24 protein-coding genes are annotated in these 24,846 nt (G+C 61.3%); 11 read left to right on the top strand and 13 right to left on the bottom strand.

Annotated elements, in window-relative coordinates:
* The first annotated feature begins 193 nt into the window (after positions 1 to 193).
* On the top strand, positions 194 to 1,255 hold the full coding sequence (locus tag PSH59_RS24535; protein WP_305393861.1) for a haloacid dehalogenase-like hydrolase: 1,062 nt from the start codon (positions 194 to 196) through the stop codon (positions 1,253 to 1,255).
* Between the two features lie 130 nt (positions 1,256 to 1,385).
* Here the strand turns inward: PSH59_RS24535 and ilvD are convergent, their stop codons facing one another.
* The 3 genes from ilvD to PSH59_RS24520 form a co-directional block, all read right to left on the bottom strand.
* A complete protein-coding gene (gene ilvD / locus PSH59_RS24530) occupies positions 1,386 to 3,227 on the bottom strand; it encodes a dihydroxy-acid dehydratase (protein ID WP_305393860.1) in 1,842 nt (613 codons plus the stop codon).
* A 387-nt stretch (positions 3,228 to 3,614) separates the two neighbouring features.
* Positions 3,615 to 4,778, bottom strand: a complete 1,164-nt coding sequence (locus tag PSH59_RS24525) for an MFS transporter (protein WP_305393859.1) — start codon at positions 4,776 to 4,778, stop codon at positions 3,615 to 3,617.
* A 172-nt stretch (positions 4,779 to 4,950) separates the two neighbouring features.
* The gene (locus tag PSH59_RS24520; protein ID WP_071490392.1) at positions 4,951 to 6,147 is read right to left on the bottom strand and encodes a class I SAM-dependent rRNA methyltransferase; all 1,197 of its coding nucleotides are present in this window, start codon (positions 6,145 to 6,147) and stop codon (positions 4,951 to 4,953) included.
* 277 nt (positions 6,148 to 6,424) lie between these two features.
* Here PSH59_RS24520 and PSH59_RS24515 point away from each other — a divergent pair, with 277 nt between their 5' ends.
* Entirely contained in the window at positions 6,425 to 7,237 is an 813-nt protein-coding gene (locus PSH59_RS24515; RefSeq protein WP_248080693.1) for an HDOD domain-containing protein, read from the top strand.
* A gap of 21 nt (positions 7,238 to 7,258) precedes the next feature.
* Positions 7,259 to 8,071, top strand: a complete 813-nt coding sequence (gene mutM / locus PSH59_RS24510) for a bifunctional DNA-formamidopyrimidine glycosylase/DNA-(apurinic or apyrimidinic site) lyase (protein ID WP_248080665.1) — start codon at positions 7,259 to 7,261, stop codon at positions 8,069 to 8,071.
* A gap of 50 nt (positions 8,072 to 8,121) precedes the next feature.
* On the opposite strand, the gene PSH59_RS24505 is transcribed toward mutM, so the two are convergent.
* The 5 genes from PSH59_RS24505 to PSH59_RS24485 form a co-directional block, all read right to left on the bottom strand.
* Positions 8,122 to 8,373, bottom strand: a complete 252-nt coding sequence (locus PSH59_RS24505) for a YfhL family 4Fe-4S dicluster ferredoxin (RefSeq protein WP_010564414.1) — start codon at positions 8,371 to 8,373, stop codon at positions 8,122 to 8,124.
* Positions 8,374 to 8,549: 176 nt separating this feature from the next.
* The gene (gene coaD / locus PSH59_RS24500) at positions 8,550 to 9,029 is read right to left on the bottom strand and encodes a pantetheine-phosphate adenylyltransferase (protein WP_022641651.1); all 480 of its coding nucleotides are present in this window, start codon (positions 9,027 to 9,029) and stop codon (positions 8,550 to 8,552) included.
* Positions 9,030 to 9,132: 103 nt separating this feature from the next.
* Positions 9,133 to 10,728 carry a GMC family oxidoreductase gene (locus PSH59_RS24495; RefSeq protein ID WP_305393858.1) on the bottom strand — a complete coding sequence of 532 codons (1,596 nt, stop codon included), beginning with the start codon at positions 10,726 to 10,728 and terminating at the stop codon, positions 9,133 to 9,135.
* A gap of 37 nt (positions 10,729 to 10,765) precedes the next feature.
* On the bottom strand, positions 10,766 to 11,311 hold the full coding sequence (locus PSH59_RS24490) for a twin-arginine translocation pathway signal protein (RefSeq protein WP_248080659.1): 546 nt from the start codon (positions 11,309 to 11,311) through the stop codon (positions 10,766 to 10,768).
* Between the two features lie 28 nt (positions 11,312 to 11,339).
* Positions 11,340 to 12,767 carry a coniferyl aldehyde dehydrogenase gene (locus PSH59_RS24485; RefSeq protein WP_305393857.1) on the bottom strand — a complete coding sequence of 476 codons (1,428 nt, stop codon included), beginning with the start codon at positions 12,765 to 12,767 and terminating at the stop codon, positions 11,340 to 11,342.
* Positions 12,768 to 12,913: 146 nt separating this feature from the next.
* Between PSH59_RS24485 and PSH59_RS24480 the strand changes: the two genes are divergently transcribed.
* Together PSH59_RS24480 and PSH59_RS24475 are read left to right on the top strand one after the other, a co-directional pair.
* A complete protein-coding gene (locus tag PSH59_RS24480) occupies positions 12,914 to 13,585 on the top strand; it encodes a TetR/AcrR family transcriptional regulator (protein WP_248080653.1) in 672 nt (223 codons plus the stop codon).
* A gap of 31 nt (positions 13,586 to 13,616) precedes the next feature.
* On the top strand, positions 13,617 to 14,471 hold the full coding sequence (locus PSH59_RS24475) for a sulfurtransferase (RefSeq protein ID WP_305393856.1): 855 nt from the start codon (positions 13,617 to 13,619) through the stop codon (positions 14,469 to 14,471).
* Here PSH59_RS24475 and PSH59_RS24470 read toward each other — a convergent pair.
* The 4 genes from PSH59_RS24470 to PSH59_RS24455 all read right to left on the bottom strand — a co-directional run bounded on the left by PSH59_RS24470 (position 14,458) and on the right by PSH59_RS24455 (position 18,977).
* A complete protein-coding gene (locus tag PSH59_RS24470) occupies positions 14,458 to 15,450 on the bottom strand; it encodes a hydrolase (protein ID WP_305393855.1) in 993 nt (330 codons plus the stop codon). The genes PSH59_RS24475 and PSH59_RS24470 overlap by 14 nt on opposite strands.
* Positions 15,451 to 15,512: 62 nt before the next feature.
* Positions 15,513 to 16,139 (bottom strand): 16S rRNA (guanine(966)-N(2))-methyltransferase RsmD, encoded by a 627-nt coding sequence (gene rsmD / locus PSH59_RS24465; RefSeq protein WP_248080644.1) that lies wholly within the window; start codon positions 16,137 to 16,139, stop codon positions 15,513 to 15,515.
* The gene (locus PSH59_RS24460; protein ID WP_305393854.1) at positions 16,139 to 17,629 is read right to left on the bottom strand and encodes a pitrilysin family protein; all 1,491 of its coding nucleotides are present in this window, start codon (positions 17,627 to 17,629) and stop codon (positions 16,139 to 16,141) included. Before PSH59_RS24460 ends, rsmD begins: the two co-directional genes overlap by 1 nt.
* Entirely contained in the window at positions 17,622 to 18,977 is a 1,356-nt protein-coding gene (locus tag PSH59_RS24455) for a pitrilysin family protein (protein ID WP_248080638.1), read from the bottom strand. Before PSH59_RS24455 ends, PSH59_RS24460 begins: the two co-directional genes overlap by 8 nt.
* Before the next feature lie 233 nt (positions 18,978 to 19,210).
* Between PSH59_RS24455 and ftsY the strand changes: the two genes are divergently transcribed.
* The 4 genes from ftsY to rpoH all read left to right on the top strand — a co-directional run bounded on the left by ftsY (position 19,211) and on the right by rpoH (position 23,273).
* Complete coding sequence (gene ftsY / locus PSH59_RS24450; RefSeq protein WP_305393853.1) at positions 19,211 to 20,602, top strand: signal recognition particle-docking protein FtsY; 1,392 nt, start codon at positions 19,211 to 19,213, stop codon at positions 20,600 to 20,602.
* Positions 20,599 to 21,270, top strand: coding sequence for a cell division ATP-binding protein FtsE (ftsE, locus tag PSH59_RS24445; protein ID WP_003176700.1), 672 nt, complete (start codon positions 20,599 to 20,601; stop codon positions 21,268 to 21,270). Before ftsY ends, ftsE begins: the two co-directional genes overlap by 4 nt.
* The gene (gene ftsX / locus PSH59_RS24440) at positions 21,267 to 22,289 is read left to right on the top strand and encodes a permease-like cell division protein FtsX (protein ID WP_305393852.1); all 1,023 of its coding nucleotides are present in this window, start codon (positions 21,267 to 21,269) and stop codon (positions 22,287 to 22,289) included. Before ftsE ends, ftsX begins: the two co-directional genes overlap by 4 nt.
* 129 nt (positions 22,290 to 22,418) lie before the next feature.
* Entirely contained in the window at positions 22,419 to 23,273 is an 855-nt protein-coding gene (gene rpoH, locus PSH59_RS24435) for an RNA polymerase sigma factor RpoH (RefSeq protein ID WP_003176698.1), read from the top strand.
* 112 nt (positions 23,274 to 23,385) lie between these two features.
* Here rpoH and mtgA read toward each other — a convergent pair whose 3' ends face one another.
* Positions 23,386 to 24,108 (bottom strand): monofunctional biosynthetic peptidoglycan transglycosylase, encoded by a 723-nt coding sequence (gene mtgA / locus PSH59_RS24430; RefSeq protein ID WP_248080630.1) that lies wholly within the window; start codon positions 24,106 to 24,108, stop codon positions 23,386 to 23,388.
* Between the two features lie 74 nt (positions 24,109 to 24,182).
* Between mtgA and PSH59_RS24425 the strand changes: the two genes are divergently transcribed.
* Positions 24,183 to 24,563 (top strand): DUF423 domain-containing protein, encoded by a 381-nt coding sequence (locus PSH59_RS24425; protein ID WP_248080627.1) that lies wholly within the window; start codon positions 24,183 to 24,185, stop codon positions 24,561 to 24,563.
* Between the two features lie 71 nt (positions 24,564 to 24,634).
* Positions 24,635 to 24,835 (top strand): sulfur carrier protein ThiS, encoded by a 201-nt coding sequence (gene thiS / locus PSH59_RS24420; protein WP_248080624.1) that lies wholly within the window; start codon positions 24,635 to 24,637, stop codon positions 24,833 to 24,835.
* The last annotated feature ends 11 nt before the right edge of the window (positions 24,836 to 24,846 follow it).

Raw genomic sequence — 24,846 nt, 5'->3', positions numbered from 1 at the left:
CCGGGAAGCCTAACAGCTTGAAATATAATGATTTAATATCGTTATGGAATGGCAAGTGTCGTTTTTGGAATAAGCCGGTGACGCTCAGGCGTATGTCGCTGGCGGGATCAGGACGCGCACGGTCGTGCTCGACATGGGAACTGTCACAGGGATTTGTTAGCGTCGATGTCTTTCACTCAGGGAGACACCGCCTATGAAGCTCGCGCCGAAACTACTGGTATCCGCCGCACTTTGCCTGGGGCTCGCCAGCCAGGTGTTTGCCGCCACCGAGTTGAAACACTGGCCAGCGCCTGCCGCCAAACAGCTCAACGACATGATCGCCGCCAACGCCAACAAGGGTAATTACGCGGTGTTCGACATGGACAACACCAGCTACCGTTACGACCTCGAAGAGTCCCTGCTGCCCTACATGGAAAACAAGGGCCTGATCACCCGCGACAGCCTCGATCCGTCGCTCAAACTGATGCCGTTCAAAGACACCGCCGAGCATAAAGAGAGCCTGTTCAGTTACTACTATCGCCTGTGCGAAGTGGACGACATGGTCTGCTACCCGTGGGTCGCCCAGGTGTTTTCCGGCTTTACCCTCAAGGAACTCAAGGTCCAGGTCGATGAGCTGATGGCCTCCGGCAAGCCCGTTCCGGTCACCTATTTCGAAGGCGACGCGGTGAAAAAGTCCGAGGTGCAACCGCCGAAAGTCTTCACCGGTCAGGCCGAGCTGTACAACAAGTTAATGGAAAACGGCATTGAGGTGTACGTGATGACCGCCGCCTCGGAAGAGTTGGTGCGCATGGTCGCGGCCGATCCGAAGTACGGTTACAACGTCAAACCCCAGAATGTCATCGGTGTGACCACGTTGCTCAAGGATCGCCAGACCGGCGAGCTGACCACCGCACGCAAACAGATCGCTGCCGGCAAGTATGACGAAAAGGCCAACCTCGGCCTGGAACTCACGCCGTACCTGTGGACGCCTGCGACCTGGATGGCCGGCAAGCACGCCGCAATCCTTACCTACATCGACGAATGGAAAAAACCGGTGATCGTCGGCGGCGATACGCCCACCAGTGACGGCTACATGCTGTTCCATGATGTGGACGTGGCCAAGGGCGGCATCCACCTGTGGATCAACCGCAAAGACAAGTACATGACCCAGCTCAACGGCATGATGGCCAAGCACGCGGCGGCGCAGGCCAAGGAAGGGTTGCCGGTGACGGCGGACAAGAACTGGGTGATCGTCAAACCTGAAGAAATCCAGTAACCGCCTGTCAACCATGTGCCCGGTTTATACCGGGGCCAACCCCCTCCCACCGTTTGATCTTCCTTGTTCCTGGGTTTTCTCCAGGCAAAAAAATGCCCCGCACTGTGCGGGGCATTTTTATGCGCGGGGCTTACAGGCCGTCGAGCATTGCTTTGTTGCGCACGGCGCCCTTGTCGGCACTGGTGGCCAGCAGCGCGTAAGCCTTCAGCGCCGTGGTCACTTTACGTGGCCGTTTCTCAACCGGCTTCCAGCCTTTCTTGTCCTGCTCGACCCGGCGTGCCGCCAGTTCTTCATCGCTGATCAACAGGTTGATCGAGCGGTTCGGAATGTCGATCAACACCTTGTCGCCATCCTGCACCAGGCCAATCGCGCCGCCGGCGGCCGCTTCCGGCGAGGCGTGGCCGATGGACAGGCCCGAGGTGCCGCCGGAGAAACGGCCGTCGGTGAGCAGCGCGCAGGCTTTGCCCAGGCCTTTGGACTTGAGGTATGACGTGGGGTACAGCATCTCCTGCATACCCGGGCCGCCTTTCGGGCCTTCGTAGCGGATGATCACGATGTCGCCTTCCTTCACTTCGTCAGCGAGGATGCCGCGGACCGAGCTGTCCTGGCTTTCGTAGATCTTGGCGCGGCCTTCGAAGACGTGGATGGACTCATCCACACCGGCGGTTTTGACCACGCAGCCGTCGAGGGCGATGTTGCCGTACAGCACGGCCAGACCGCCTTCCTTGGAGTAGGCGTGTTCGACACTGCGGATGCAGCCGTTTTCACGGTCGGCGTCCAGGGTGTCCCAACGGGTCGACTGGCTGAACGCGGTCTGGGTCGGGATGCCCGCCGGGCCGGCCTTGAAGAAGGTATGCACGGCTTCGTCGTCGGTCTGGGTGATGTCCCACTTGGCGATGCCTTCGGCCAGGGACTTGCTGTGCACGGTCGGCAGGTCGGTGTGCAGCAGGCCGCCACGGGCCAGGGAGCCGAGGATCGAGAAGATCCCGCCGGCGCGGTGCACGTCTTCCATGTGGTACTTCTGGATGTTCGGCGCGACTTTGCACAGTTGCGGCACGTGACGGGACAGGCGGTCGATGTCGCGCAGGTCGAAATCGATCTCGGCTTCCTGGGCCGCGGCCAGCAAGTGCAGGATGGTGTTGGTGGAACCGCCCATGGCGATGTCCAGGGTCATGGCGTTTTCGAACGCCTTGAAGTTGGCGATGTTGCGCGGCAGCACCGACTCATCGTTCTCGGTGTAGTAACGCTTGCACAGCTCGACGATGGTACGGCCGGCCTGCAGGAACAGCTGCTCGCGGTCGCTGTGGGTGGCCAGTGTCGAACCGTTGCCCGGCAAGGCCAGCCCTAAGGCTTCCACCAGGCAGTTCATCGAGTTGGCGGTGAACATGCCGGAGCACGAACCGCAGGTCGGGCAGGCACTGCGCTCGTATTCCGCGACCTTCTCGTCAGATGCGCTGGAATCGGCGGCGATGACCATGGCGTCGACCAGATCGAGGCCGTGGCTGGCCAATTTGGTCTTGCCGGCTTCCATCGGGCCGCCGGAGACGAAGATCACCGGAATGTTCAGGCGCAGGGCGGCCATCAGCATGCCGGGGGTGATCTTGTCGCAGTTGGAGATGCACACGATGGCGTCGGCGCAGTGGGCATTGACCATGTATTCCACGGAGTCGGCGATGATCTCGCGGCTCGGCAGGGAATACAGCATGCCGTCATGGCCCATGGCGATGCCGTCGTCCACGGCGATGGTGTTGAATTCCTTGGCCACGCCGCCGGCGCGTTCGATTTCGCGGGCGACCAGTTGGCCCAGGTCCTTGAGGTGGACGTGGCCCGGTACGAACTGGGTGAACGAGTTGGCAATCGCGATGATCGGCTTCTTGAAGTCGTCATCCTTCATCCCCGTGGCACGCCACAGTGCGCGCGCGCCGGCCATGTTGCGGCCGTGGGTGGATGTTTTCGAGCGGTAATCTGGCATGGAGCACTCCGGGCGGCTAATCAGGTATTACTTAATCAGGTGCTAAAGGGAAGTGAGCTTCTAATGACGTCTGGAACACCCGAAAAATGGCACTGGTGTCCGGAAGTTGCCGCAAACGTTACGGGATCGCCGTGCGCAGTGGCCTTGAGCTCATAAACCCGCCGGGGGATGACTGGCGATGAATAGGGCCGATTCTACACCGCTGGCGGCTGGAGGGAACCGGGCAATACTCAGGGCCGCAGGCTTTGTTTAGATTGGCGGCCCTTTGCCCCCACCCCACTTCAAAGGGATTGGAATGCCCGGTATCCATCGCTTTCCAGGCGTCTACCTGCTGATCGGCCTGATCCAGGGAATCGTCTTCTTGCTCGCGCCCGTGATCCGGCAGCCTTAACCCCCTCCCGTGCGGCGATTGGTCACCAGCCCCCACAGGCCGAAACCGATAAAGCTAAGGGCGATGGTCAGCAGCAGGTAATCACCAGCCTGGGCCAGTGCCGCGCTGCTGACGGCGGCAGTGAGGAACATGATGCTGTTGCCCGCCGACGCGGCGGTACCGGCGCTGCTGGAAAACAACAGCATCGCCGCCGAGATTGCGGCGGGCCGCACCAACGTGACGGCCAGGGCACTGAGCAGCATTGGGATCAGTAGGGTAACGGAGGTGATTGCATCCAGGCTGATGATCAGCGTTAACAGCACGCCGGCGCCGCAGAGTAATCCCAGACCTATGTTGATTTGCCGGGACAGCGGCATGCGTTTCTGCAAAGACGATGCCGCCACGCCGCCGAGCAGGTAGGCAACGCCATACACCGTCAGCACCAGGGCGTATTGGTACTCGGAGAGCTGCAGGGCATCCATGAAAATCAACGGTGTCACGCTGATCAGCGCGAAATAGCAGGCGAACACCAGCGCGGCGATCCACCAATAGCGCAGGAAGTCGCGACTGCCGGCCACCGCCTTGAGTGTGCTGATGATCGATACGGGCGCGCGATCGGGGCTTGCGGACTTGGACGGCAGGATGCAGGCCGCATGGAGCAGCATGCCCGACGCCATTACGGCGAACCCGTAGAAACTGCCTTGCCAGTCGAAGGTGGTTTGCAGCCAGGAACCGATCAGCGGCGACAGCGCGACAAATGAGCCGCTGAAGGTCATGTAATAGAGCCGGACCCTGGCTCGATCCTCCTCGTCAAACAAGTCCTCTACCAGGGCGTGGCCCAATACAAAAAAACCGCAGCCCATGGCCTGCACCGAGCGAAATAACAGGAGCGTCAGGTAGTCCGGGGCCATCGCGCAGCCCAGCGCGCCCACAATCGACAGCGTAATGCAGCCGAGCAGCACCTCTTTGCGCCCCCATTTATCCGACAGCGGGCCGGCGATCAGTTGTGAGATCGAAAACATCAGGGTGAACAGGCCGATCGACAGCGCGATGTCTGCACTCGGCGTGTCGAATCTGGCGGCGAGGGCAGGGAAGGAGGGCAGCAGGATATTGATCGGGAAAAAGCTGATCAGGGAGATGCAGGTGATGAGGATGAAGCGCGAGCGTTTGGACCCAGACATGGTGAGTGTTTTCCGGCGTAAAACCAGAAACCGATACTAGTCTGCGAAAAATGGAATTCAATCAGGAGTGTTGTGGGACGCTTCTTGGAAGGATGTGGCTTTTAGCGGTAGGAAAAATCTCGTGCAACGAAAAAAGGTGGGAGCCGGTTCCCACCTTTGATCGGCGCGTTACTTAGCTGTTAGGCAACAACCGGCACGTAATGCTCTTGATATACCGCGTCTCCGCGATCGCCGGGTGCACCGGATGGTCCGGGCCCTGGCCGCCGCGTTCGAGCATCTGGATGTTGCGGTCCAGGTGGCGGGCGCTGGTCAGCAGGATATTTTGCAGGTCGTCTTCCGGCAGGTGCATGGAGCACGAAGCGCTGACCAGGATGCCGTCCTTGCTGAGCAGGCGCATGGCTTGCTCGTTAAGGCGGCGATAGGCGCCTTCGCCGTTTTTCATGTCTTTTTTGCGTTTGATGAAGGCCGGTGGGTCGGCGACGATCACGTCGAAGCGCTCTTCGCTGGCTTTGAGCTCTTTCAACGCTTCAAACACGTCGCCTTCGATGCAGGTCATCTTCTCGGCAACGCCGTTCAGCGCAGCGTTGCGCTCTACGCCATCAAGGGCGAAGGCGGAGGCGTCGACGCAGAACACTTCACTGGCGCCGAAGGCGGCGGCTTGCACGCCCCAGCCGCCGATGTAGCTGTACAGGTCGAGCACGCGCTTGCCTTTGGCATACGGCGCCAGGCGGGCGCGGTTCATGCGGTGGTCGTAGAACCAGCCGGTTTTCTGGCCCTGGATCACCGGGGCTTCGAACTTGACGCCGTTCTCTTCCAGTGCCACCCACTCCGGCACCAGGCCGAACACGGTCTCGACGTAGCGGTTGAGGCCTTCGGCATCGCGCGCGGCGGAGTCGTTCTTGAACAGGATGCCGCTTGGCTTGAGCACTTGGGTCAGGGCGGCGATCACGTCTTCTTTATGGGCTTCCATGGTCGCCGAGGCGATCTGCACCACCAGGATGTCGCCGAAACGGTCGACTACCAGGCCCGGCAGGAGGTCGGAATCACCGTAGACCAGGCGGTAGAACGGCTTGTCGAACAGGCGGTCACGCAGCGACAGCGCAACGTTGAGGCGGTGCACCAGCAGCGACTTGTCCAGTGGCAACTTGATGTCGCGCGACAGCAGGCGCGCGCAGATCAGGTTGTTGGGGCTCATGGCCACGATGCCCAGGGTCTTGCCGCCGGCCGCTTCGAGGATGGCCTGATCGCCTGCCTGAAAGCCGTGAAGAGGGGTGGCGGCCACGTCGATTTCGTTGCTGTAGACCCACAGGTGGCCGTTGCGCAAACGACGATCGGCGTTGGCTTTGAGACGCAGGCTTGGCAGGGACATGACGTCGCTCCGGAAAAAAGAGCGGGAGTATACCTGTTGCGGCACGCTTCATGTGGGCGCCGACTTGCCTGCGATGCGGGCGGCGCGGTGTATCTGACGTACGGCGTGAATACCCTCGCAGGCGGGCTGGATACCACATTTGATCCGGTTTCAGTTCAGTATTTGGGTGTCGGCCGAGTCTTTATAAGGGTTAGAATCCTCGTCTAGCCCAGAGTGTGTACTTATGTCCCAAGAACTTTCCGCCGAACAGATCCAGCAGGCCCTGCAAGGCATCAGTGTGCCGCCGCAGCCGCAAATCATGGTGGATTTGCAAATGGAGCAGTACATGCCCGACCCGGACCTGGAGGTGATCGCGCGGTTGATCGCCCAGGACCCGGGCCTTTCCGGCGCGTTGCTGAAGATCGTCAATTCGTCGCACTACGGGCTGAGCAACAAGATTGCTTCGATCCAGCGTGCGGTGAACCTGCTGGGCAGCCGGTCGGTCATCAACCTGATCAATGCCCTGTCGATCAAGGGCGAGATGAGCGATGACACCATCGTCACCCTCAATCGCTTCTGGGACACCGCCCAGGATGTGGCCATGACCTGCCTCACCCTGGCCAAACGCACCGGCTCCCAGGCGGTCGATGAAGCCTATGCCCTGGGGCTGTTCCATGATTGCGGCGTGCCGCTGATGCTCAAGCGCTTCCCCAGCTACATGACGGTGCTGGAAGAAGCCTACGCCAACGCCGGGCCCGATTGCCGCGTGGTGGACACCGAGAACAATGCGTTCAATACCAACCATGCCGTGGTGGGTTACTACACCGCCAAGTCCTGGCGCCTGCCGGAGCACGTGACTGACGCCATCGCCAATCACCACAACGCTTTGGCGATTTTCAGCGACGAGTCGTCGCGCAATCCACAACTCAAGAATCTGTTGGCCATCCTGAAAATGGCCGAGCACATCTGTTCGTCCTGCAAAGTGCTGGGCAACCAGGCCGTTGACCACGAGTGGAACGCGGTGGGGCATCTGGTGTTGGACTACGTGGGCCTGTCGGACTACGACTTCGAGAGCATGAAGTTGTCGATCCGCGAGCTGGGCGCGCACTGACCCTTCCATCACGAGGTACACATGCCCGAGTTACCCGAAGTCGAAACCACCCGACGCGGTATCGCCCCGCACCTGGAGGGCCAGCGCGTCAGCCGTGTGGTGGTGCGTGAGCGGCGCCTGCGCTGGCCCATCCCGGAAGACCTGGATGTGCGCCTTTCGGGGCAGCGCATCGTGCTGGTGGAGCGGCGGGCCAAGTACCTGCTGATCAACGCCGAAGTGGGCACCCTGATCAGCCACCTGGGCATGTCGGGCAACCTGCGCCTGGTTGAAGTCGGTATGCCGGCGGCCAAACATGAACACGTGGACATCGAATTGGAGTCCGGCCTGGCCCTGCGCTACACCGACCCACGGCGTTTCGGCGCGATGCTCTGGAGCCAGGACCCGCACAACCACGAGTTGCTGATCCGCCTGGGCCCGGAGCCGTTGACCGATCTGTTCGATGGCGATCGCCTGTTTCAGCTGTCCCGTGGGCGCTCGATGGCGGTGAAGCCGTTCATCATGGACAACGTCGTGGTGGTGGGCGTGGGCAATATCTATGCGACAGAAGCGCTGTTTGCAGCGGGGATTGACCCACGCCGCGAGGCCGGCGGCATTTCGCGGGCGCGCTATTTGAAACTGGCGATTGAGATCAAGCGTGTGCTGGCCGCTGCCATCGAGCGCGGCGGTACAACGTTACGCGACTTTATCGGCGGCGACGGACAGCCAGGGTATTTCCAGCAGGAATTGTTCGTCTATGGGCGTGGCGGCGAGGCATGCAAGGTCTGCGGCACCGAGCTGCGCAACGTGGTGCTGGGGCAGCGCGCGAGTGTGTTCTGCCCGAGGTGTCAGCGCTGATCGTGCTATCGGGGGCTTGCCGCCGATAAGGCCCTCACACGCCAACAGGCTTAAGCCTTACCGGTAATCTTCCGGTACTTCTCCATCAACTGCGCTTCAGTCTCCGGATGGGCTTCATCCAGCGGAATGCAATCGACCGGGCACACCTGCTGGCACTGAGGTTCGTCATAGTGACCGACACACTGGGTGCACAGGTTGGGGTCGATCACGTAGATCTCCTCACCTTGGGAAATCGCCGCGTTCGGGCACTCGGGTTCGCAGACGTCGCAATTGATGCAATCGTCGGTGATGATCAGGGACATGGAAACTCCTGCCAGGGCTGTCAGCCAGGGCATCTGAAAACGAATGCGCGCAATTGTGCCGCATTGGCGCCCGCAGTGCGAGCGGGTCCGACTTGTGGCCGATCGTCTGGCTGTCTGTGCGGTTGCCTGTAGTGAGCAGGCGTGCTCGCTACAGCAGCGAGCGCACTCACCACAGGTTACTTCTTGAAGCGCAGCGTCAGTGCTTCGGCCACGGCCGGGTGCACGAACTTGGTGATATCTCCGCCCAAGGCGGCGATTTCACGGACCAACGTCGAGGAAATGAACGAGTAACGCTCCGACGGCGTGAGGAACAGGCTCTCGACGTCCGGCGCCAGTTGGCGGTTCATGTTGGCCAGCTGGAATTCGTATTCGAAGTCCGACACCGCGCGCAGGCCACGCAGGAACACATTGGCGTTCTGCTCTTTGGCGAAGTGCGCCAGCAATGTCGAAAAGCCCACCACTTCCACGTTAGGCAGGTGCTTGGTGACCTCACGCGCCAGCTCCACGCGCTGTTCCAGAGGAAACAGCGGGTTTTTCTTGGGGCTGGCCGCGACCGCGATGATCACATGGTCGAACAAGCGAGAGGCACGTTCGACCAGATCGCCATGGCCTTTGGTAATCGGGTCGAAGGTACCTGGGTACAACACTCGGTTCATCGCGTCGTCCTGGCGGAGTCCGTTGGGGAACCGGATGGTATCGCAGCCATCCCGGTCGGGAAAGTCGACTTATGTAGATAGAGGCCGCGTATCGAACGTTTTTTCACGCTGTTTTCAGACGTTCGGCCAAAGCTGTGGCCAATTGCGCGGTCAATCCATACACCGACAATTGCGGGTTGGCCCCAATACTGGTGGGAAACAGCGAGCCGTCGTGGATCGACAGGTTGCGCAGTTGATGATGACGACCGAGGCTGTCGGCCACGGCATTTTTCGGATCTTCCCCCATGGCGCAGCCGCCCATCACATGGGCGCTGCCCAGGCAGGTGCGATGCAGTTCCAGGTTCAGGCCGTCGATCAGCGTACGGGCTTCGGCCAGGGTTTTGACATAGCGCGCATCGTGGTGCAGCGGCTTGACGGACTTGGCACCCGCCGCGAACTGGATCTCGGCCATGCTGTGAAACGCGCGGCGCAGGCCATCCCAGGCGTAAGGCGAGACCTGATAGTCGAGCACCGGCGTGCCGTCGCCGCGCAGTTCCACGTTGCCGCCGGGGCTGTCGGGGTGGAAACCGTCGCGCAGCAGCGCGAGCATGGCGTGGGTATTGGGCAGTTGGCTCATGTCCAGGGCGTTTTGCGTGCCATAGCCGCCGAGCAAGGTGCTGGCCAACGCCGGATGTAAGGGCGGCGCCTCGAGCTTGTAGGACATTCTGCCGGTGGTGCCGTCCAGCCATTGGAAGTGATCGGAGTAGATCGACTGCGGCGCGCCATAGAACGGGTTGATCAGCTCATCGAACAATGCTGCGGAGAAATTCACCAGGTGCAAAAAGGTGCGCTTGCCCAGCCGCGCGTGCGGATCGGGTGCGTCCGAGCGCATCAGCAATGCCGGGCTATTGATACCGCCCCCCGACAGCACATAGTGCTTGGCCTTCACCGTGATCTTGCGTCCGGTGGGCGCCACACAGCGCGCGTCCATGGCCAGGCATTCCAGGCTGCTGATGCTGTCGCCGCTGTAATTGAGGCGTTCGGCGCGCGCCAGGTAGAGCAGCTCGCCGCCTTTTTCCAGGGTGGCGGGGATGGTCGTCACCAGCATCGACTGCTTGGCGTTGACCGGGCAACCCATGCCGCAATAGCCCAGGTTAAAGCAGCCACGCACGTTGCGCGGGATCACATGCCAGCTGTAGCCGAGTTGCTCGCAGCCCTTGCGGATCACGTCATTGTTGGCGTTCGGCGGTATGGCCCAGGGCGCGATGCCCAGGCGTTGCTCCATCTTTTCGAACCACGGCGCCATCTCGCTGCTGCTGTGGCCTTTGATCGCGTATTCGCTGGCCCAATGGGCGAGAGTCGCGTCCGGTGTGCGAAAGCTCGACGTCCAGTTGATCAAGGTGGTGCCGCCCACGGCCCGCCCCTGCAGGATGGTAATGGCGCCGTCCTTACTCATGCGGCCGATGCCTTCCTGGTACAGGCTGGTGTAGGCCTCGTCCTCGAGCAGCTTGAAGTCGCTGCTGGTCTTGAGCGGGCCTTCTTCGATCAGCAGCACCTTGAAACCGGCGGCGCTGAGGATCTCGGCGGTGGTGCCGCCGCCGGCGCCGCTGCCGATGATGGCGACGTCGGCTTCCAGAGTCAGGTCGCTGTCGAGGGCGGCGCCGTTATGGGTTTTCCAGCCGCGGGCCAGGCCGTCGCGGAACAGATCGGGTACGGGCATCGGGATCGTCTCTTGTTTTTATTGTGGGGGATGCGGCTCAGATTTTCGGCGGACCGGGGTAACCGCAATGCCCCCAGGACAGCGGTTGGAAGTACCAGGCCATGATCACCAGCTTGAGCAGCGAGCCCTGGCCCATGCGCAGCAGGTTGAGGTAGCTGTTCTCCCAACGGTGCAAAAAGTCTCGGATCTGTTCGCTGCCGGCGTTCTCCCAACTGCCCCAGATACCGGTCAAAGGTCCGCGGGTGATGCCCATGCTCAACACGTCGAACAGTTGCTGGGTGAGCTTGAACATCTCCGGCGACAGGTGCTGCAGGCTGAAGTCGAGTTTTTTCAGGGTGTCTTCGACGCCGCTGGCGACTTCCTGGGCGCTGGCAACACCTTCCAGCAATACCGGGATCACGGCGCGCAGAAAGGGCAGATCACTGCTGCGCAATAGCGCGAAGCCACTGGCCGGGGTGCTGCTGGAGCAGCCACTGAGGCTGGCACCGAGCCCTGCGGTGGCTAAAAAGGCGCTGGCGCACAGGCCGAGTTTCAAGACGCCGCGCCGTGACAGCGCGGGTGAGTCAATCAGGCTAGGGTTCATTGTTTTTATTGTCCCGAGGGTGGCGTTTTCAGCGGATAAACAGCTTCTGGATCAACTTCTGGATTGATTTGCCATAAGGCGGGTAGATCAACCTGGCGGCGTTCAGACGCTGTTTCACCAGCACGCCTTTGGCCTTGCTGAAGGTCAGGAAGCCTTCATGGCCGTGGTAATGGCCCATGCCCGAGGGGCCGATGCCACCGAACGGCATGTCGTCCTGGGCCACATGCAGCAGGGTATCGTTCAGGCACACGCCGCCGGAATGGGTTTCGTGGAGTACGCGGTTCTGTTCGCCTTTGTTGTAGCCGAAGTAGTACAGCGCCAGTGGGCGAGGGCGCCTGTTGATGTAGGCAAAGGCTTGATCGATGCCGCGATAGGGCACGATCGGCAGCACGGGGCCGAAGATCTCGTCCTGCATCACGGTCATGTCGTCGCTGACATTCAGCAGCAGGCTGTGGGCCATGCGTCGCCCTTGGCCTGTTTCGTACAGCGGAATCAGGGTGGCGCCTTTGTCGGTAGCGTCCTTCACGTAGGCGTTTAGCCGGGCCAGCTGTCGCTCGTTGATGATCGCTGTGTAGTCCGGATTGTCGGTCAGCGTCGGATAAAACCCGCGTACGGCATTGCTGTAGGCTTCGACGAAAGCGTCGACGCGGTCTTCCGGCACCAGCACGTAGTCCGGCGCCACGCAGGTTTGTCCGGCGTTCAAGGCTTTGCCGAAGGCGATGCGCTCGGCGGCGTCCTTGAGCGGCACGTCAGCGGAAACGATCGCCGGCGACTTGCCGCCCAACTCCAGGGTGACCGGCGTGAGGTGCTCGGCTGCGGCACGCATCACGTGCTTGCCGATGTTGGTGGCGCCGGTAAACAGCAGGTGGTCGAAACGCAGCCTGGAAAACGCCATGCCCACGTCGGCCTCGCCCAGCACCACACAGACCAGGTCCTCGGGGAAGATCTTCGCCAGCAGTGTTTTGAGAAGTTCGCCGGTGGCCGGGGTGGATTCACTGAGCTTGAGCATCACCCGGTTGCCCGCCGCCAATGCACCGACCAACGGGCCGATGGCCAGGTAGAGCGGGTAGTTCCACGGCACGATCACCCCCACCACACCCAGCGGTTGGTAAATCACTTTGGCTGACGCGGGTTGGAAGGCAATGCCTACAGCGCGGCGGGAAGGTTTCATCCAGCCCTTGAGGTGTTTGCTGGCGTAGTGAATGCCGTGCAGGCTGGGCATCAATTCGGCGAACAGAGTTTCGTCCGCGCTGCGGTGGCTGAAATCCTGGCTGATTGCGTTGATCAGTGCCTGGCGTTCATCGCTGAGCAGGTCCCGCAGCGCCTTGAGCCATTGTTGGCGTTGCGTGGCCGGTGGCATCGGGTTGGCCGCATAGGCCCGACGTTGAGCGTCGAACAGGTCCTGGAGGTGTTCCAGTGCCTGGGAATCTTGCAGGTAAGCAACGTTGGCAGACATGGCGAGGCACCGATTGTTATTGGTCTGCCTGGATTTTTAGAGTCATTACTCTAAATTGTCAAATAACATTGCAGTAACATCCAGATTTATCCTGGCAAGGATAGGCCGTAAGATGGTGCATCACGTGTATAGAAGCTGATTCCCCTATGGCACCACGAGTAAAGACCAGCGAGCGCATTGTGCAAACCAGCCTGGAGCTTTTTAACCAGCAGGGCGAGCGCAGTATCAGCACCAACCACATCGCCGCCCACATGGAAATTTCGCCGGGCAACCTGTACTACCACTTCCCCAACAAGCAGGCGATCATCGCCGTACTGTTCCGTGAATACGAAGCGCTGGTGGACAGCTTCCTGCGGCCGCCCCAGGGGCGTGCGATGGTGGTAGAGGACAAGCGCTTTTACTTGCAGGCCGTGCTGGCTGGCATGTGGCGCTACCGGTTTTTACACCGTGACCTTGAACATTTGTTGGAGAGTGATCCGGAACTGGCCACCGGCTATCGGCGTTTCTCCCAGCGTTGCCTGACCCAGGGCGGTGCTATTTATCAAGGGTTTGTCGATGCGGGCATCCTCAGCATGGACCCGGTGCAAACCGAGGCCCTGACCCTCAATGCGTGGATCATCCTTACCTCCTGGGTGCGGTTTTTATGCACCACCAATGAAAACTCTGCCCACCTGAGTGCCGAAGCCATCAAGCGCGGGGTGTACCAAGTGCTCGTGTTGGAGGCAGGGTTTGTCACGCCCCAGGCCAAAGAGGCGGTGGATGCGTTGTTCAAAGAGTTTTACGTGCCGCTGAACCAGGCACTGGAAGAAGTGAAGTAAGTCTTTCCCCATGCATTTGCAGGAGTTCGTCATGCCGCTTGCCCAACTGATCAGCCCCCAGCAATTGGCCGAACGCCGCACCTTGGCGGGGCTTGTACTGCTGGATTGTCGCTTTGCCCTGGAAGACCCGGATTACGGCCTTTGCAGTTACGCCGAAGGGCATATCGAAGGCGCGCAGTATGCTGACCTTGAGCGCCACCTCAGCGGGCCGGTTGTCAAAGGCGTGACCGGTCGTCATCCCCTGCCGGCAGCGGATACGTTGATCCAGCAACTGCAGGCCTGGGGCATCAACCCTGATAGCGATGTGGTGCTTTACGACGACGGTCCTGGCGCCTACGCCGCGCGCGCATGGTGGCTGCTGGCCTGGCTGGGCAAGCGTGACGGCGTGTTTATTCTGGATGGCGGCCTCAAGGCCTGGCACAGCGCCGGTTTCCCGTTGAGTCTGGATGCGCCGGTGACCGAGCCTGGGACGTTTGTCGGCACGCCGGACAACCAACTGTTGCTGGACGCCGACCAACTGCAAAAGCGTCTGGGCCAACCCGGCCTGACCTTGATCGACGCCCGCGCCCAACCGCGTTTTCGCGGCGACATGGAACCCATCGACCCCGTTGCCGGGCATATTCCCGGTGCGCAATGTGCGGCATTTAGCGAAAACCTCGGCAGCGACGGTCGCTTCCTGCCGGCCGATCAACTCCAGCAGCGGTTTGCCGCGCAGTTGCAGGGGCGTGATCCGCAGGAACTGGTGGCGTATTGCGGCTCCGGCGTGACGGCGTGCCATAACCTGTTCGCCCTGAGCCTGGCGGGATACCCCCTGGGCAAGTTGTATGCGGGGTCGTGGAGTGAGTGGATCACCGACCCGGCGCGGGCGATCGCTACCGGCGACTGAGCAGCCAGGCTGGAATCCGGCGTTCCAGGTAGTAACCGGGGCGCCTGAGCGAGCCGTCGACAAACCCCACATGCCCGCCCTTGGCCAGCAGCTCGAATTCGGTACAGGCCGACAGTTCGCTGGCTTCCGGCAGGCTGTGGGCGAACACGAACGGGTCGTCGGCGGCCTGGATGATCAAGGTCGGCGTGCGGATCGCACCGAGGTAATAGCGGCTCGACGCGCGGCGATAGTAGTCCTCGGCACTCAGGAATCCGTGCAGCGGCGCCGTGACCCGGCCGTCGAAATCCCAGAATGTGCGCATCTTCTCCAATGACCCCAGGGCCTCCAGAGTTTTCAGCCCGTCCGCTTGGCCATCCTGCACGAACTGACGTTGCTTGGCGCGGATATACGCCAGCATCTCGCGCATGAAGTGTTTCTGATACACCCGCGAAAACCCCAGCCCGATGCGATCGGCGCACTGGTCCAGGCGGAACGGCACCGATACCGCCGCGGCGCCCTGCAGGCCGGAGGCTTCGCCGGTTTCACCCAGGTGCTTGAGCAGCACGTTACCGCCCAGGGAATAACCCACCGCATACAACGGCGCCAACGGTCGCCTGGCTCGCAGATGGGCAATCGTTGCCGCCAAATCTTCGCTGGCGCCCGAGTGGTAACTGCGGGCCAACAGGTTCGGCTCGCCGGAACAGCCACGCCAGTTCAAGGCCACACTGGCCCAGCCCTGCGCCGCCAGGACTTTTTGCAGGCCAGCCACATAGGGCGAATTGGACGAGCCGGTCAGGCCATGCAGCACCAGCACCAAGGGCGCCTGTGCGTCATGGGGGCCATGCCAGTCGAGGTCGAGAAAATCGCCATCGTCCAGCCACAGCCGTTCGCGCTGGCGCTCGATATGGGTCGTTGGGCGCCACAGCGGTCCCCACAGTGTTTGCAGGTGCGGGTTGCCAAGGCCGAAGGCGGGTTTGAATCGTTCAGAAGAAGGGTTCATGCAGATCTCTGTGGCAAGCGCTTATTGTGGTGAGCGGGCAAACCCGCTCACAACGCATGCACTCACTGAGGCAATTCGGCGCGCTCAACCAATCGATGCCACAACGCGTAATACACCCGTCCGGACTTCTGCTCGCGGTGCAGGCGCCATGCGCCCGGCAACCCGAGGGTGGACGGTGCGGTCTCGCTTTCAGTGTAGATCCACGCGTCCGGCGCCAGCCATTGGCGCTCTTCCAGCAGGGCGCAGACGGTCGGCAGCAGGTTCTGGTTGAACGGCGGGTCGAGGAACACCACGTCGTATTCACTGGCCGCCTGGGTTTCCAGATAGCGCAGCGCGTCGGCGGTTTGCACCTGGCCATTGGTGCAGCGCAGGGTGCCCAGGTGCTCCTTGAGGCTTGAGACCGCTACGTTACTGGCGTCCAGTGCCTGCGCCTGGGCCGCGCCACGGGACAGCGCCTCCAGGAACAGCGCGCCACTGCCGGCGAACGGGTCCAGTACCTTGGCGCCCGCGATATACGGTGCGAGCCAGTTGAACAGGGTTTCGCGCACGCGGTCCGGCGTTGGGCGCAGGCCCACGACGTCAGGGAAGCTCAGCTTGCGGCTGCCCCATTCACCACCAATGATGCGCAGTTGGCCCACACCGTTGTGGACGTTGTGGACAGGTTTTTTCGGGCGAGATGAACTGGCCATTAATGCTCCGGAACCCCGAGCGGCTGCTCGGCGGGTTTATCAGTGGGGGGCGGTAGTGGCTTTTGCGCAATCGTTGGGCCGGCGGTCACGATGACCATCTTGTCGGCGCTCAAGTGTTTGTTCAAGGCAGCCTTGACCTGCTCTACGGTCAGGGCCTGGGATTGTTTCATGAAATCTTCCAGATAGCTCAGCGGCAAGTTGTAGAAACCCATGGCGCCGAGTTGGCCGACGATATCGGCATTGCTCGCGGTGGACAGCGGGAAGCTGCCGGCCAGCTCGCGCTTGGCGTCATCCAGTTCTTTCTGCGTCGGGCCGTTCTTGAGGTATTCGGCCAGCACGTCCTCGACCAGGCGCAGGGTGCCGCCGCTCATTTCGGCGCGAGTCTGCAGGTTGATCATGAACGGGCCACGCACCTGCATCGGCGAGAAGCCGGAGTAGACGCCGTAGGTCAGGCCGCGCTTTTCGCGCACTTCGCTCATCAAACGGGTGCCGAAGCCGCCGCCGCCGAGGATCTGATTGCCCAGGGACAGCGCGGCGTAGTCCGGATCGGCGCGGTCGATGCCCAGTTGCGCGAACAACAGGTGGGTTTGCTTGGATGGGAACTCGATATGGCTCAGGCCGGCCTTTGGCTCCGTCGGCTGGGCAATCCTGGGCAGGGCCGGGCCTTTGGGCAGCGACGCAGATACCTTGGCGGTCATGGCTTCAGCTTCGGCGCGGGTGAGGTCGCCCACCACCGCAATCACCGCGTTGCCGGCGGCATAAGCCTTGGCATGGAAGGCCTGCAACTGCGCCAGCGTGATCTTCGGCACGCTTTGCGGGGTGCCTTCGCTAGGGTGTGCGTAAGGGTGGTCGCCATACAGGCGCTTGAACAGCTCCAGGCTGGCCAGTTTGCCGGGGTTCTGCTTCTGGTATTCGAAGCCGGCGAGGATCTGGTTCTTGATGCGCGCCAGGGAATCGGCCGGGAAGGTCGGCTTGCCGATCACCTCGTCAAACAGGTTCAGGGCGGCGTCGCGTTTGTCGCTGGCGCTCAAGCTGCGCAGGGACACCAGCGCCATATCGCGGTAAGCGCCGTTGCCGAAGTCGGCACCCAGGCCTTCAAAACCACTGGCGATCTGGCTGACATCCTTGCCCGGCACGCCTTCGTTGAGCATGGCGTTGGTCATGAGTGCCAGGCCGGGCACGTCGCCGTCCTGGCTGCTGCCGGCGGCAAACAGGATGCGCACGTCGAACATCGGCAGTTCATGGGCTTCCACGAACAGCACCTTGGCACCTTCGGCGGTGGTCCAGGTTTGCACGTCGAGCTTGCGGTTGGTCGGCGCCTTGCCATCCAGCTCCGCCAGCGATTGCAATTTGTTGGTGGACTGAGCCTTGTCCAGCGCCTGGCTGGCCACGGATTCGCTGGGGCGCAGGAAATACACGGCACTGGCCGCGATCAAGGTGACGGCGATCAGGCCGGGCAGGATCAGGCGGCTGTTTTTGCGATCACTCATGAGCGGTCTCCTCGGGCAAAACATGGGCGACGCTCAGACGTTCGCGGGTGAAATAGGTGCGTGCGGCCTTTTGGATATCTTCCGGGGTCACGCTTTGCAGGTCCGCCAATTCGCTGTCCATCAGCTTCCAGGACAGACCGACGGTTTCCAGGGAGCCAATGGACGTGGCCTGGCTGGTGATCGAGTCGCGCTGGTACACCAGGCCGGCAATGACCTGGGCGCGGATACGTTCCAGTTCCTCAGCGGTGGGCGGTTTGGCTTTGAGCTCTTCGAGCAGGCGCCACAGGCCTGCTTCCGCCTGGGCGATGGTCTTTTTCTTCTGCTGATTGGGCGTCGCCGTCAGCATGAACAGGGTGTCGCCACGGGTGTAGGCGTCGTATTGGGTAGAGGCGGCCGAGACCAGTTCCTCGCCGCGCTCCAACTGCTCGGAGATGCGCGCGCTGTAGCCGCCGTCCAGCAGGGCCGAGATCAGGCGCAGGGCCTGGACCGAACGTTTGTCTTCGGCAGTGGCCAGGCCAGGGACGTTGAAGCCCAGGATCACGCTCGGCAATTGGGTCTGCACGTGCATGGTCAGCAGGCGCTCGCCGGGTTCGGCCAGTTCCATCGGGATCTTGGCCGGTGGCACGTCACGCTTGGGGATCGGGCCGAAGTAGCGCTGGGCCAGGGTTTTCACTTCATCCGGGGTAACGTCGCCGACCACTACCAGGGTGGCGTTGTTCGGCACATACCAGGATTGGTACCAGTGGCGCAGTTCTTCGACTTTCATGCGGTCCAGGTCGGCCATCCAGCCGATGGTCGGCGTGTGGTAGCCGCTGGCCGGGAACGCCATGGCCTTGAAGCGCTCATACGCCTTGGACATTGGGTTGTCGTCGGTGCGCAGGCGGCGCTCTTCTTTAATAACCTCGATCTCGCGGCTGAACTCGTCGGCCGGCAGGCGCAGGCTGGCCATGCGGTCGGCCTCGAGCTCAAAGGCCACGCCCAGGCGGTCACGGGCCAGCACCTGGTAATACGCGGTGTAGTCATCACTGGTGAATGCATTTTCTTCAGCGCCCAGGTCGCGCAGGATCAGCGAGGCTTCGCCGGGGCCGACTTTGGCGCTGCCCTTGAACATCATGTGCTCCAGGGCGTGGGACAAACCGGTCTGGCCCGGGGTCTCGTAGCTCGAGCCCACCTTGTACCAAACCTGGGAAACCACCACCGGGGCGCGATGATCTTCGCGTACGACGACCTTGAGGCCGTTGTCGAGGGTGAATTCGTGGGTGGGTTGTGGGTCGGCAGCCAAAGCTGAAAGAGGCAGACAAACTGTGCTGAACAGCAGGCCTGCGGCGCGGCGGGCTAGAGCATTCATTCGTTTTTAAACCTGTTGGGCTGCCCGCTTGGTCTTAGCGTCGGCGGGCGAGGAGGTGCTAGGATACTGGTCGAATATACGGACGGCCACTGCGGCAGTCTTGTGTAGGCCCTATTTAGGCCTTACAAAATGTTGCGCATGAACGAGCTGGCTAAAAAACAGTCTGTTACGCATCGAATTTTATTTACCGGCGTGCCGCTCTGGCGCGTCGCTACCTTGAGATAGCCGTCTCCATGTTTGGTTCCAACGACGACAAGAAGACCCCAGCCGCGGCTGGCGAGAAGAAAGGCCTGTTCGGATGGCTGCGCAAAAAGCCGCAGGAAACCGTTGCTGAACAGCCGCAGGTTCACGCTGAGCCGACCCCCGAACCCCTAATAGAAGCCCAACCGGTAGCCCAGGCACCGGAGCCGGTGGTATTGCCGATGGGCGAGCCGGTGTTGCAGCCGGTGGTGGAAACCAAGCCGGAACCAGCCCTCGAACCAGCCCCTGAGCACACGCCATGGCCCGAATTGCCGGTGGCCGAAGAGCCCGTGGCGCTGGTTGAGAATGTGCAGGCTGAGCACGTGGTGCCGCCGATCCCTGCGGTCGTCGAGCCGGTGGAGGTCGTGGTTCAAGCGCCGCCAGTCGAAGTCCCGGTGCCGACCGCTCCTGCTGTTGTCGAGCCAGCGCCTGCCGCCCCATCAGTCGAAACCGGTAAAGCCGGCTTCTTTGCCCGCCTCAAGCAGGGCCTGAGCAAAACCAGCGCCAGCATCGGCGAAGGGATGGCCAGCCTGTTCCTGGGCAAAAAAACCATCGATGACGAGTTGCTGGAAGACATCGAAACCCGCCTGCTCACCGCAGATGTGGGCGTTGAAGCCACCGCCGTGATCATTCAGAGCCTGACCCAGAAGGTCGCGCGCAAACAGCTCACCGATGCCGACGCGCTGTACAAATCCTTGCAGGCTGAGCTGGCCGCCATGCTCAAACCGGTGGAAGCACCGCTGGTGATCACCCCGAACAAGCCGTTCGTGATTCTGGTGGTGGGCGTCAACGGCGCCGGTAAAACCACCACCATCGGCAAATTGGCCAAGAAGCTGCAGCTCGAAGGCAAGAAAGTCATGCTCGCCGCCGGCGACACCTTCCGCGCCGCGGCTGTCGAGCAGTTGCAGGTATGGGGTGAGCGCAACAAGATCCCGGTGATTGCCCAGCACACCGGCGCCGACTCCGCTTCGGTGATCTTCGACGCCGTGCAGGCCGCCAAGGCCCGTAACATTGATGTGCTGATCGCCGATACCGCTGGTCGCCTGCACACCAAAGACAACTTGATGGAAGAACTGAAAAAAGTGCGCCGGGTGATCGGCAAGCTGGACGCCGATGCGCCCCACGAAGTGCTGCTGGTGCTGGATGCCGGTACCGGCCAGAACGCCATCAGTCAGGCCAAACAATTCAATCAGACGGTGCAACTGACCGGCCTGGCGTTGACCAAGCTCGACGGCACGGCCAAGGGCGGCGTGATCTTTGCGCTGGCCAAGCAGTTCGGCTTGCCGATTCGTTATATCGGCGTCGGTGAAGGCATCGACGATCTGCGCACTTTTGAAGCTGAACCCTTTGTAGAGGCGTTGTTTGCCGAGCGGGAGCGTTCATGATTCGATTCGAACAGGTCGGTAAACGCTATGCCAACGGGCATGTGGGCCTGCATGAGCTGAGCTTTCGAGTGCGCCGCGGCGAGTTCCTGTTTGTGACCGGCCATTCCGGCGCGGGTAAAAGTACTTTGCTGCGCCTGCTGCTGGCCATGGAACGCCCGACGACCGGCAAGCTGTTGCTGGCAGGTCAGGATCTGGCCACCATCAGCAATGCGCAGATCCCTTTCCTGCGCCGTCAGATCGGCGTGGTGTTCCAGAACCACCAGTTGCTGTTCGATCGTACCGTGTTCAACAACGTTGCGCTGCCGTTGCAGATCCTCGGGCTGTCCAAGGCCGAAATCATCAAGCGTGTGGATTCGGCCCTGGAGCGCGTGGCGCTGTCGGACAAGACCGACCTCTACCCTGGCGACCTGTCCACCGGCCAGCAACAGCGCGTCGGCATCGCCCGCGCCATCGTCCATCGCCCGGCCTTGCTGCTGGCGGACGAACCCACCGGTAACCTCGATCCGCGTCTGGCGGCCGAGATCATGGGGGTGTTCGAAGACATCAACCGCCTGGGTACCAGCGTATTGATCGCCAGTCACGACCTGGCGCTGATCGCTCGCATGCGCCACCGCATGTTGACCTTGCAACGCGGGCGCCTGATCGGTGACGGGGAGGCTGGCGTATGAGTGCCACACGTAGTCCTAAAGTGTCCGAACGCGTTGCGCCGAAGCCGGCCGACCCGCAACCGAAAAAGAAAAAACACGACGAAGACGACGGTCCGGACTTCAGCACGCTGCTGCGCGCCTGGATCGAAAGCCATCGCGCCAGCCTGCTGGACAGCCTGCGTCGCCTGGGCAAACAGCCGATCGGCAGTTTTTTCACCTGTCTGGTGATGGCCGTGGCATTGAGCCTGCCGATGGGTTTGTCGCTGCTGCTCAATAATGTGGAGCGCCTGGGCGGTTCCTGGCAGCGCGCGGCGCAGATTTCGCTGTACCTGAACCTGGATGCCAGCACGCAGCAAGGCGAGGCGTTGCGCGACGACATCAAGAACATGCCGGGGGTTGCAGATGCTGAGTATGTCAGCCGCGATCAGGCGCTTGAGGAGTTCCAGCAACAGTCCGGCCTGGGTGAGGCGCTTAAAGAGCTGCCGCAGAACCCGCTGCCGGGCGTGGTGCTGGTGACGCCGAACGAAGTCGACAAGACTGCCCTGGAGGCCCTGCGACAAAAACTCGCAGAGATGCCTAAGGTGCAACAGGCGCAACTTGATCTAGTCTGGGTAGAACGCCTGGCTGCCATTCTCAAGCTGGGTGATCGCTTTGTGTTCGGCCTGACAGTGCTGTTGGTGTCTGCATTACTTTTGGTGATAGGTAATACCATTCGTCTTCATATTGAAAACCGTCGCATCGAGATAGAAGTGATTAAACTGGTCGGCGGCACGGACAGTTATGTGCGTCGTCCTTTTCTGTACATGGGCGCGCTTTATGGCTTTGGTGCGGGGATTTTGTCCTGGGCCGTCCTGGCATTCGGCCTGAACTGGCTGAACGACGCGGTCGTCGGGCTCGCCGGCTTGTACGGCAGCGATTTTGCGTTGGCCGGCGTACCGGTGGCAGATGGTCTGAGTCTCTTGCTTGGTGCGGTCCTGTTGGGGTATATCGGTGCGTGGATTGCGGTCGCACGGCATTTACGTGAGCTGGCACCGAAGTAGTTAATGTCAGATTAATGTGGTTTCGTTTGTATTGACCGTATCAGTGGTTTAGGGAACTTGTCCTACGGTTCCCGGTCAATTTTCGCAGTGCTGAACTGCACGAGTTATGTGAGTCGGAGGTTTTTTCGTATGACCACTTCTTTGCAACCTGCTTATGCCTTGGTGCCGGGTGCGAACCTGGAAGCCTATGTGCACACGGTCAACAGCATTCCATTGCTGACGCCCGAGCAGGAGCGTGAACTGGCCGAGAGTCTCTACTATGAGCAGGATTTGGGGGCGGCTCGGCAGATGGTGCTCGCCCACCTGCGTTTTGTCGTACATATCGCCCGTAGCTATAGTGGCTACGGCCTGGCCCAGGCTGACCTGATCCAGGAAGGCAACGTTGGCCTGATGAAGGCGGTCAAGCGCTTCAACCCTGAGATGGGTGTGCGCCTGGTGTCGTTTGCTGTGCACTGGATCAAGGCGGAAATCCACGAGTTCATCCTGCGCAACTGGCGCATCGTGAAAGTCGCGACCACCAAGGCCCAGCGTAAATTGTTCTTCAACCTGCGCAGCCAGAAGAAACGCCTGGCTTGGCTGAACAACGAGGAAGTCCACCGTGTGGCCGAAAGCCTCGGTGTGGAACCCCGTGAAGTGCGCGAGATGGAAAGCCGCCTGACCGGCCATGACATGGCGTTCGATCCGGCTGCCGAAGCGGACGACGACAGCGCTTTCCAATCGCCGGCCAACTACCTGGAAGACCACCGGTACGACCCAGCGCGTCAACTGGAAGATGCCGACTGGAGCGACAATTCTAACCACAACCTGCACGAAGCGCTGGAAGTGTTGGACGACCGCAGTCGTGACATCCTCTATCAGCGTTGGCTGGCTGAAGAAAAAGCCACACTGCATGACCTGGCGCAGAAGTACAACGTGTCGGCCGAGCGGATTCGTCAGCTTGAGAAAAGCGCGATGAACAAGCTGAAGTTGTCGATCGCGGCTTAAATGCTCCGATAAAACAAAAAATGCCCTGATCGAAAGATCGGGGCATTTTTGTTTGTGTTCGAAAGATCTCAAGCCTGACTCGGTCGAATGTGGGAGCTGGCTTTGCGGTGTGTCAGTCAGCCCAGGGGGCTTTGCGTGCGTTGTTCAGCTCCACCAGATACCCATCTCCACCCAATTGGCTCATCTGCTGACGAATCCATGCCGCTCGCCGCGCGACATAAGCCGTCGGATGGCTGGCACTCCACACCCGCGGGTTAGGCAGTACAGCCGCCAGATAACTGGCCTGCTGCCGCGAAAGCCCCTTGGCGCTCACCCCAAAGTGATGCCGCGCCGCTGCTTCTGCGCCAAACACCCCTTCGTCCCATTCCACGCTATTGAGGTACACCTCAAGAATCCGCTGCTTGGGCCACAGCACCTCGATCAGCCCGGTAAACCAGGCCTCCAGGCCTTTGCGCAGATAACTGCGGCCGGACCACAGGAACAGGTTTTTCGACACCTGCTGGCTCAAGGTGCTCGCGCCGCGAATCGAGCCGCCGCGCTCGTTGTGCAGGATCGCCGCCTGGATCGCGCCGAAATCGAAGCCCCAATGCTGCGGGAAGCGCTGGTCTTCACCGGCCATCACCGCCACTTTGAGGTCGTCGGAGAGCTCGTCCCACGGCACCCAGGTGCGTTGCAGGTCAATGGGTTCGCCGTCGAACAGGGATTCGATCTTGCGCTCCACCATCAATGCAGTGAACGGTGGGGGAACGAAACGGAACAGCAGCACCAGTAGAACACTGCCGATGGCAAACCATTTCACGACATTGAGAAAGCGTTTGAAGAGGAGACGCAGCATAGAGATGGCTTGGCCGAACCCGTTGAGCGGGCCATTATACAGACCCTGCCCGATGAGTCTGACTGGAGTTCCCCATGCTGCGTAGCTTTCTGATGCTGGCCGCGTTTTTCGGCTTTACCGGTGTCGCCCTCGGCGCCTTCGCCGCCCACGGCTTGAAAAACCGCCTGAGCGCCGACTACCTGGCGATCTTCCACACCGGCGTGACCTATCAGTTGGTGCACACCCTGGCGCTGTTCGGCGTGGCGCTGCTGCTGGCGCATATTCCCGGTCGTCTGGTGACGTGGGCCGGCGTGTCCTTTGTCGTCGGTATCCTGCTGTTCTCTGGCAGCCTGTATGTGTTGACCACCACGGGTATCAGCAAACTCGGCATCATCACGCCCTTCGGCGGGTTGGCGTTCCTGCTGGGTTGGTTCTTGCTGGGCCTGGCCGCCTGGCGCTTGCAGCTGACCGCTTAACGCTTGGAGCTGACCTTTAGGTGTCAATCGGGCTAGAATGCTGGCCCCTAAAAACGATGGCGGCCCGTGGCATGCGCATTCTGTTGAACGGCGAATCCTTTGAACTGCCCGACGGTGAAACCGTTGCGGCCCTGCTGACCCGCCTGGACCTGACCGGGCGGCGTGTCGCAGTGGAGCTCAACCTGGATATCGTCCCGCGTAGCCAGCACGAAGGCACCGCGCTCAGCGAAGGTGACCAGGTCGAAGTGGTTCACGCCATCGGCGGCGGCTAGTCGCCTGTCCG

This window comes from Pseudomonas sp. FP2309, from assembly GCF_030687575.1.
Taxonomy (GTDB): Bacteria; Pseudomonadota; Gammaproteobacteria; order Pseudomonadales; family Pseudomonadaceae; genus Aquipseudomonas.
Note: the sequence above shows the minus strand (reverse complement) of the source record. Positions and strands in the feature narration are given on the sequence as shown.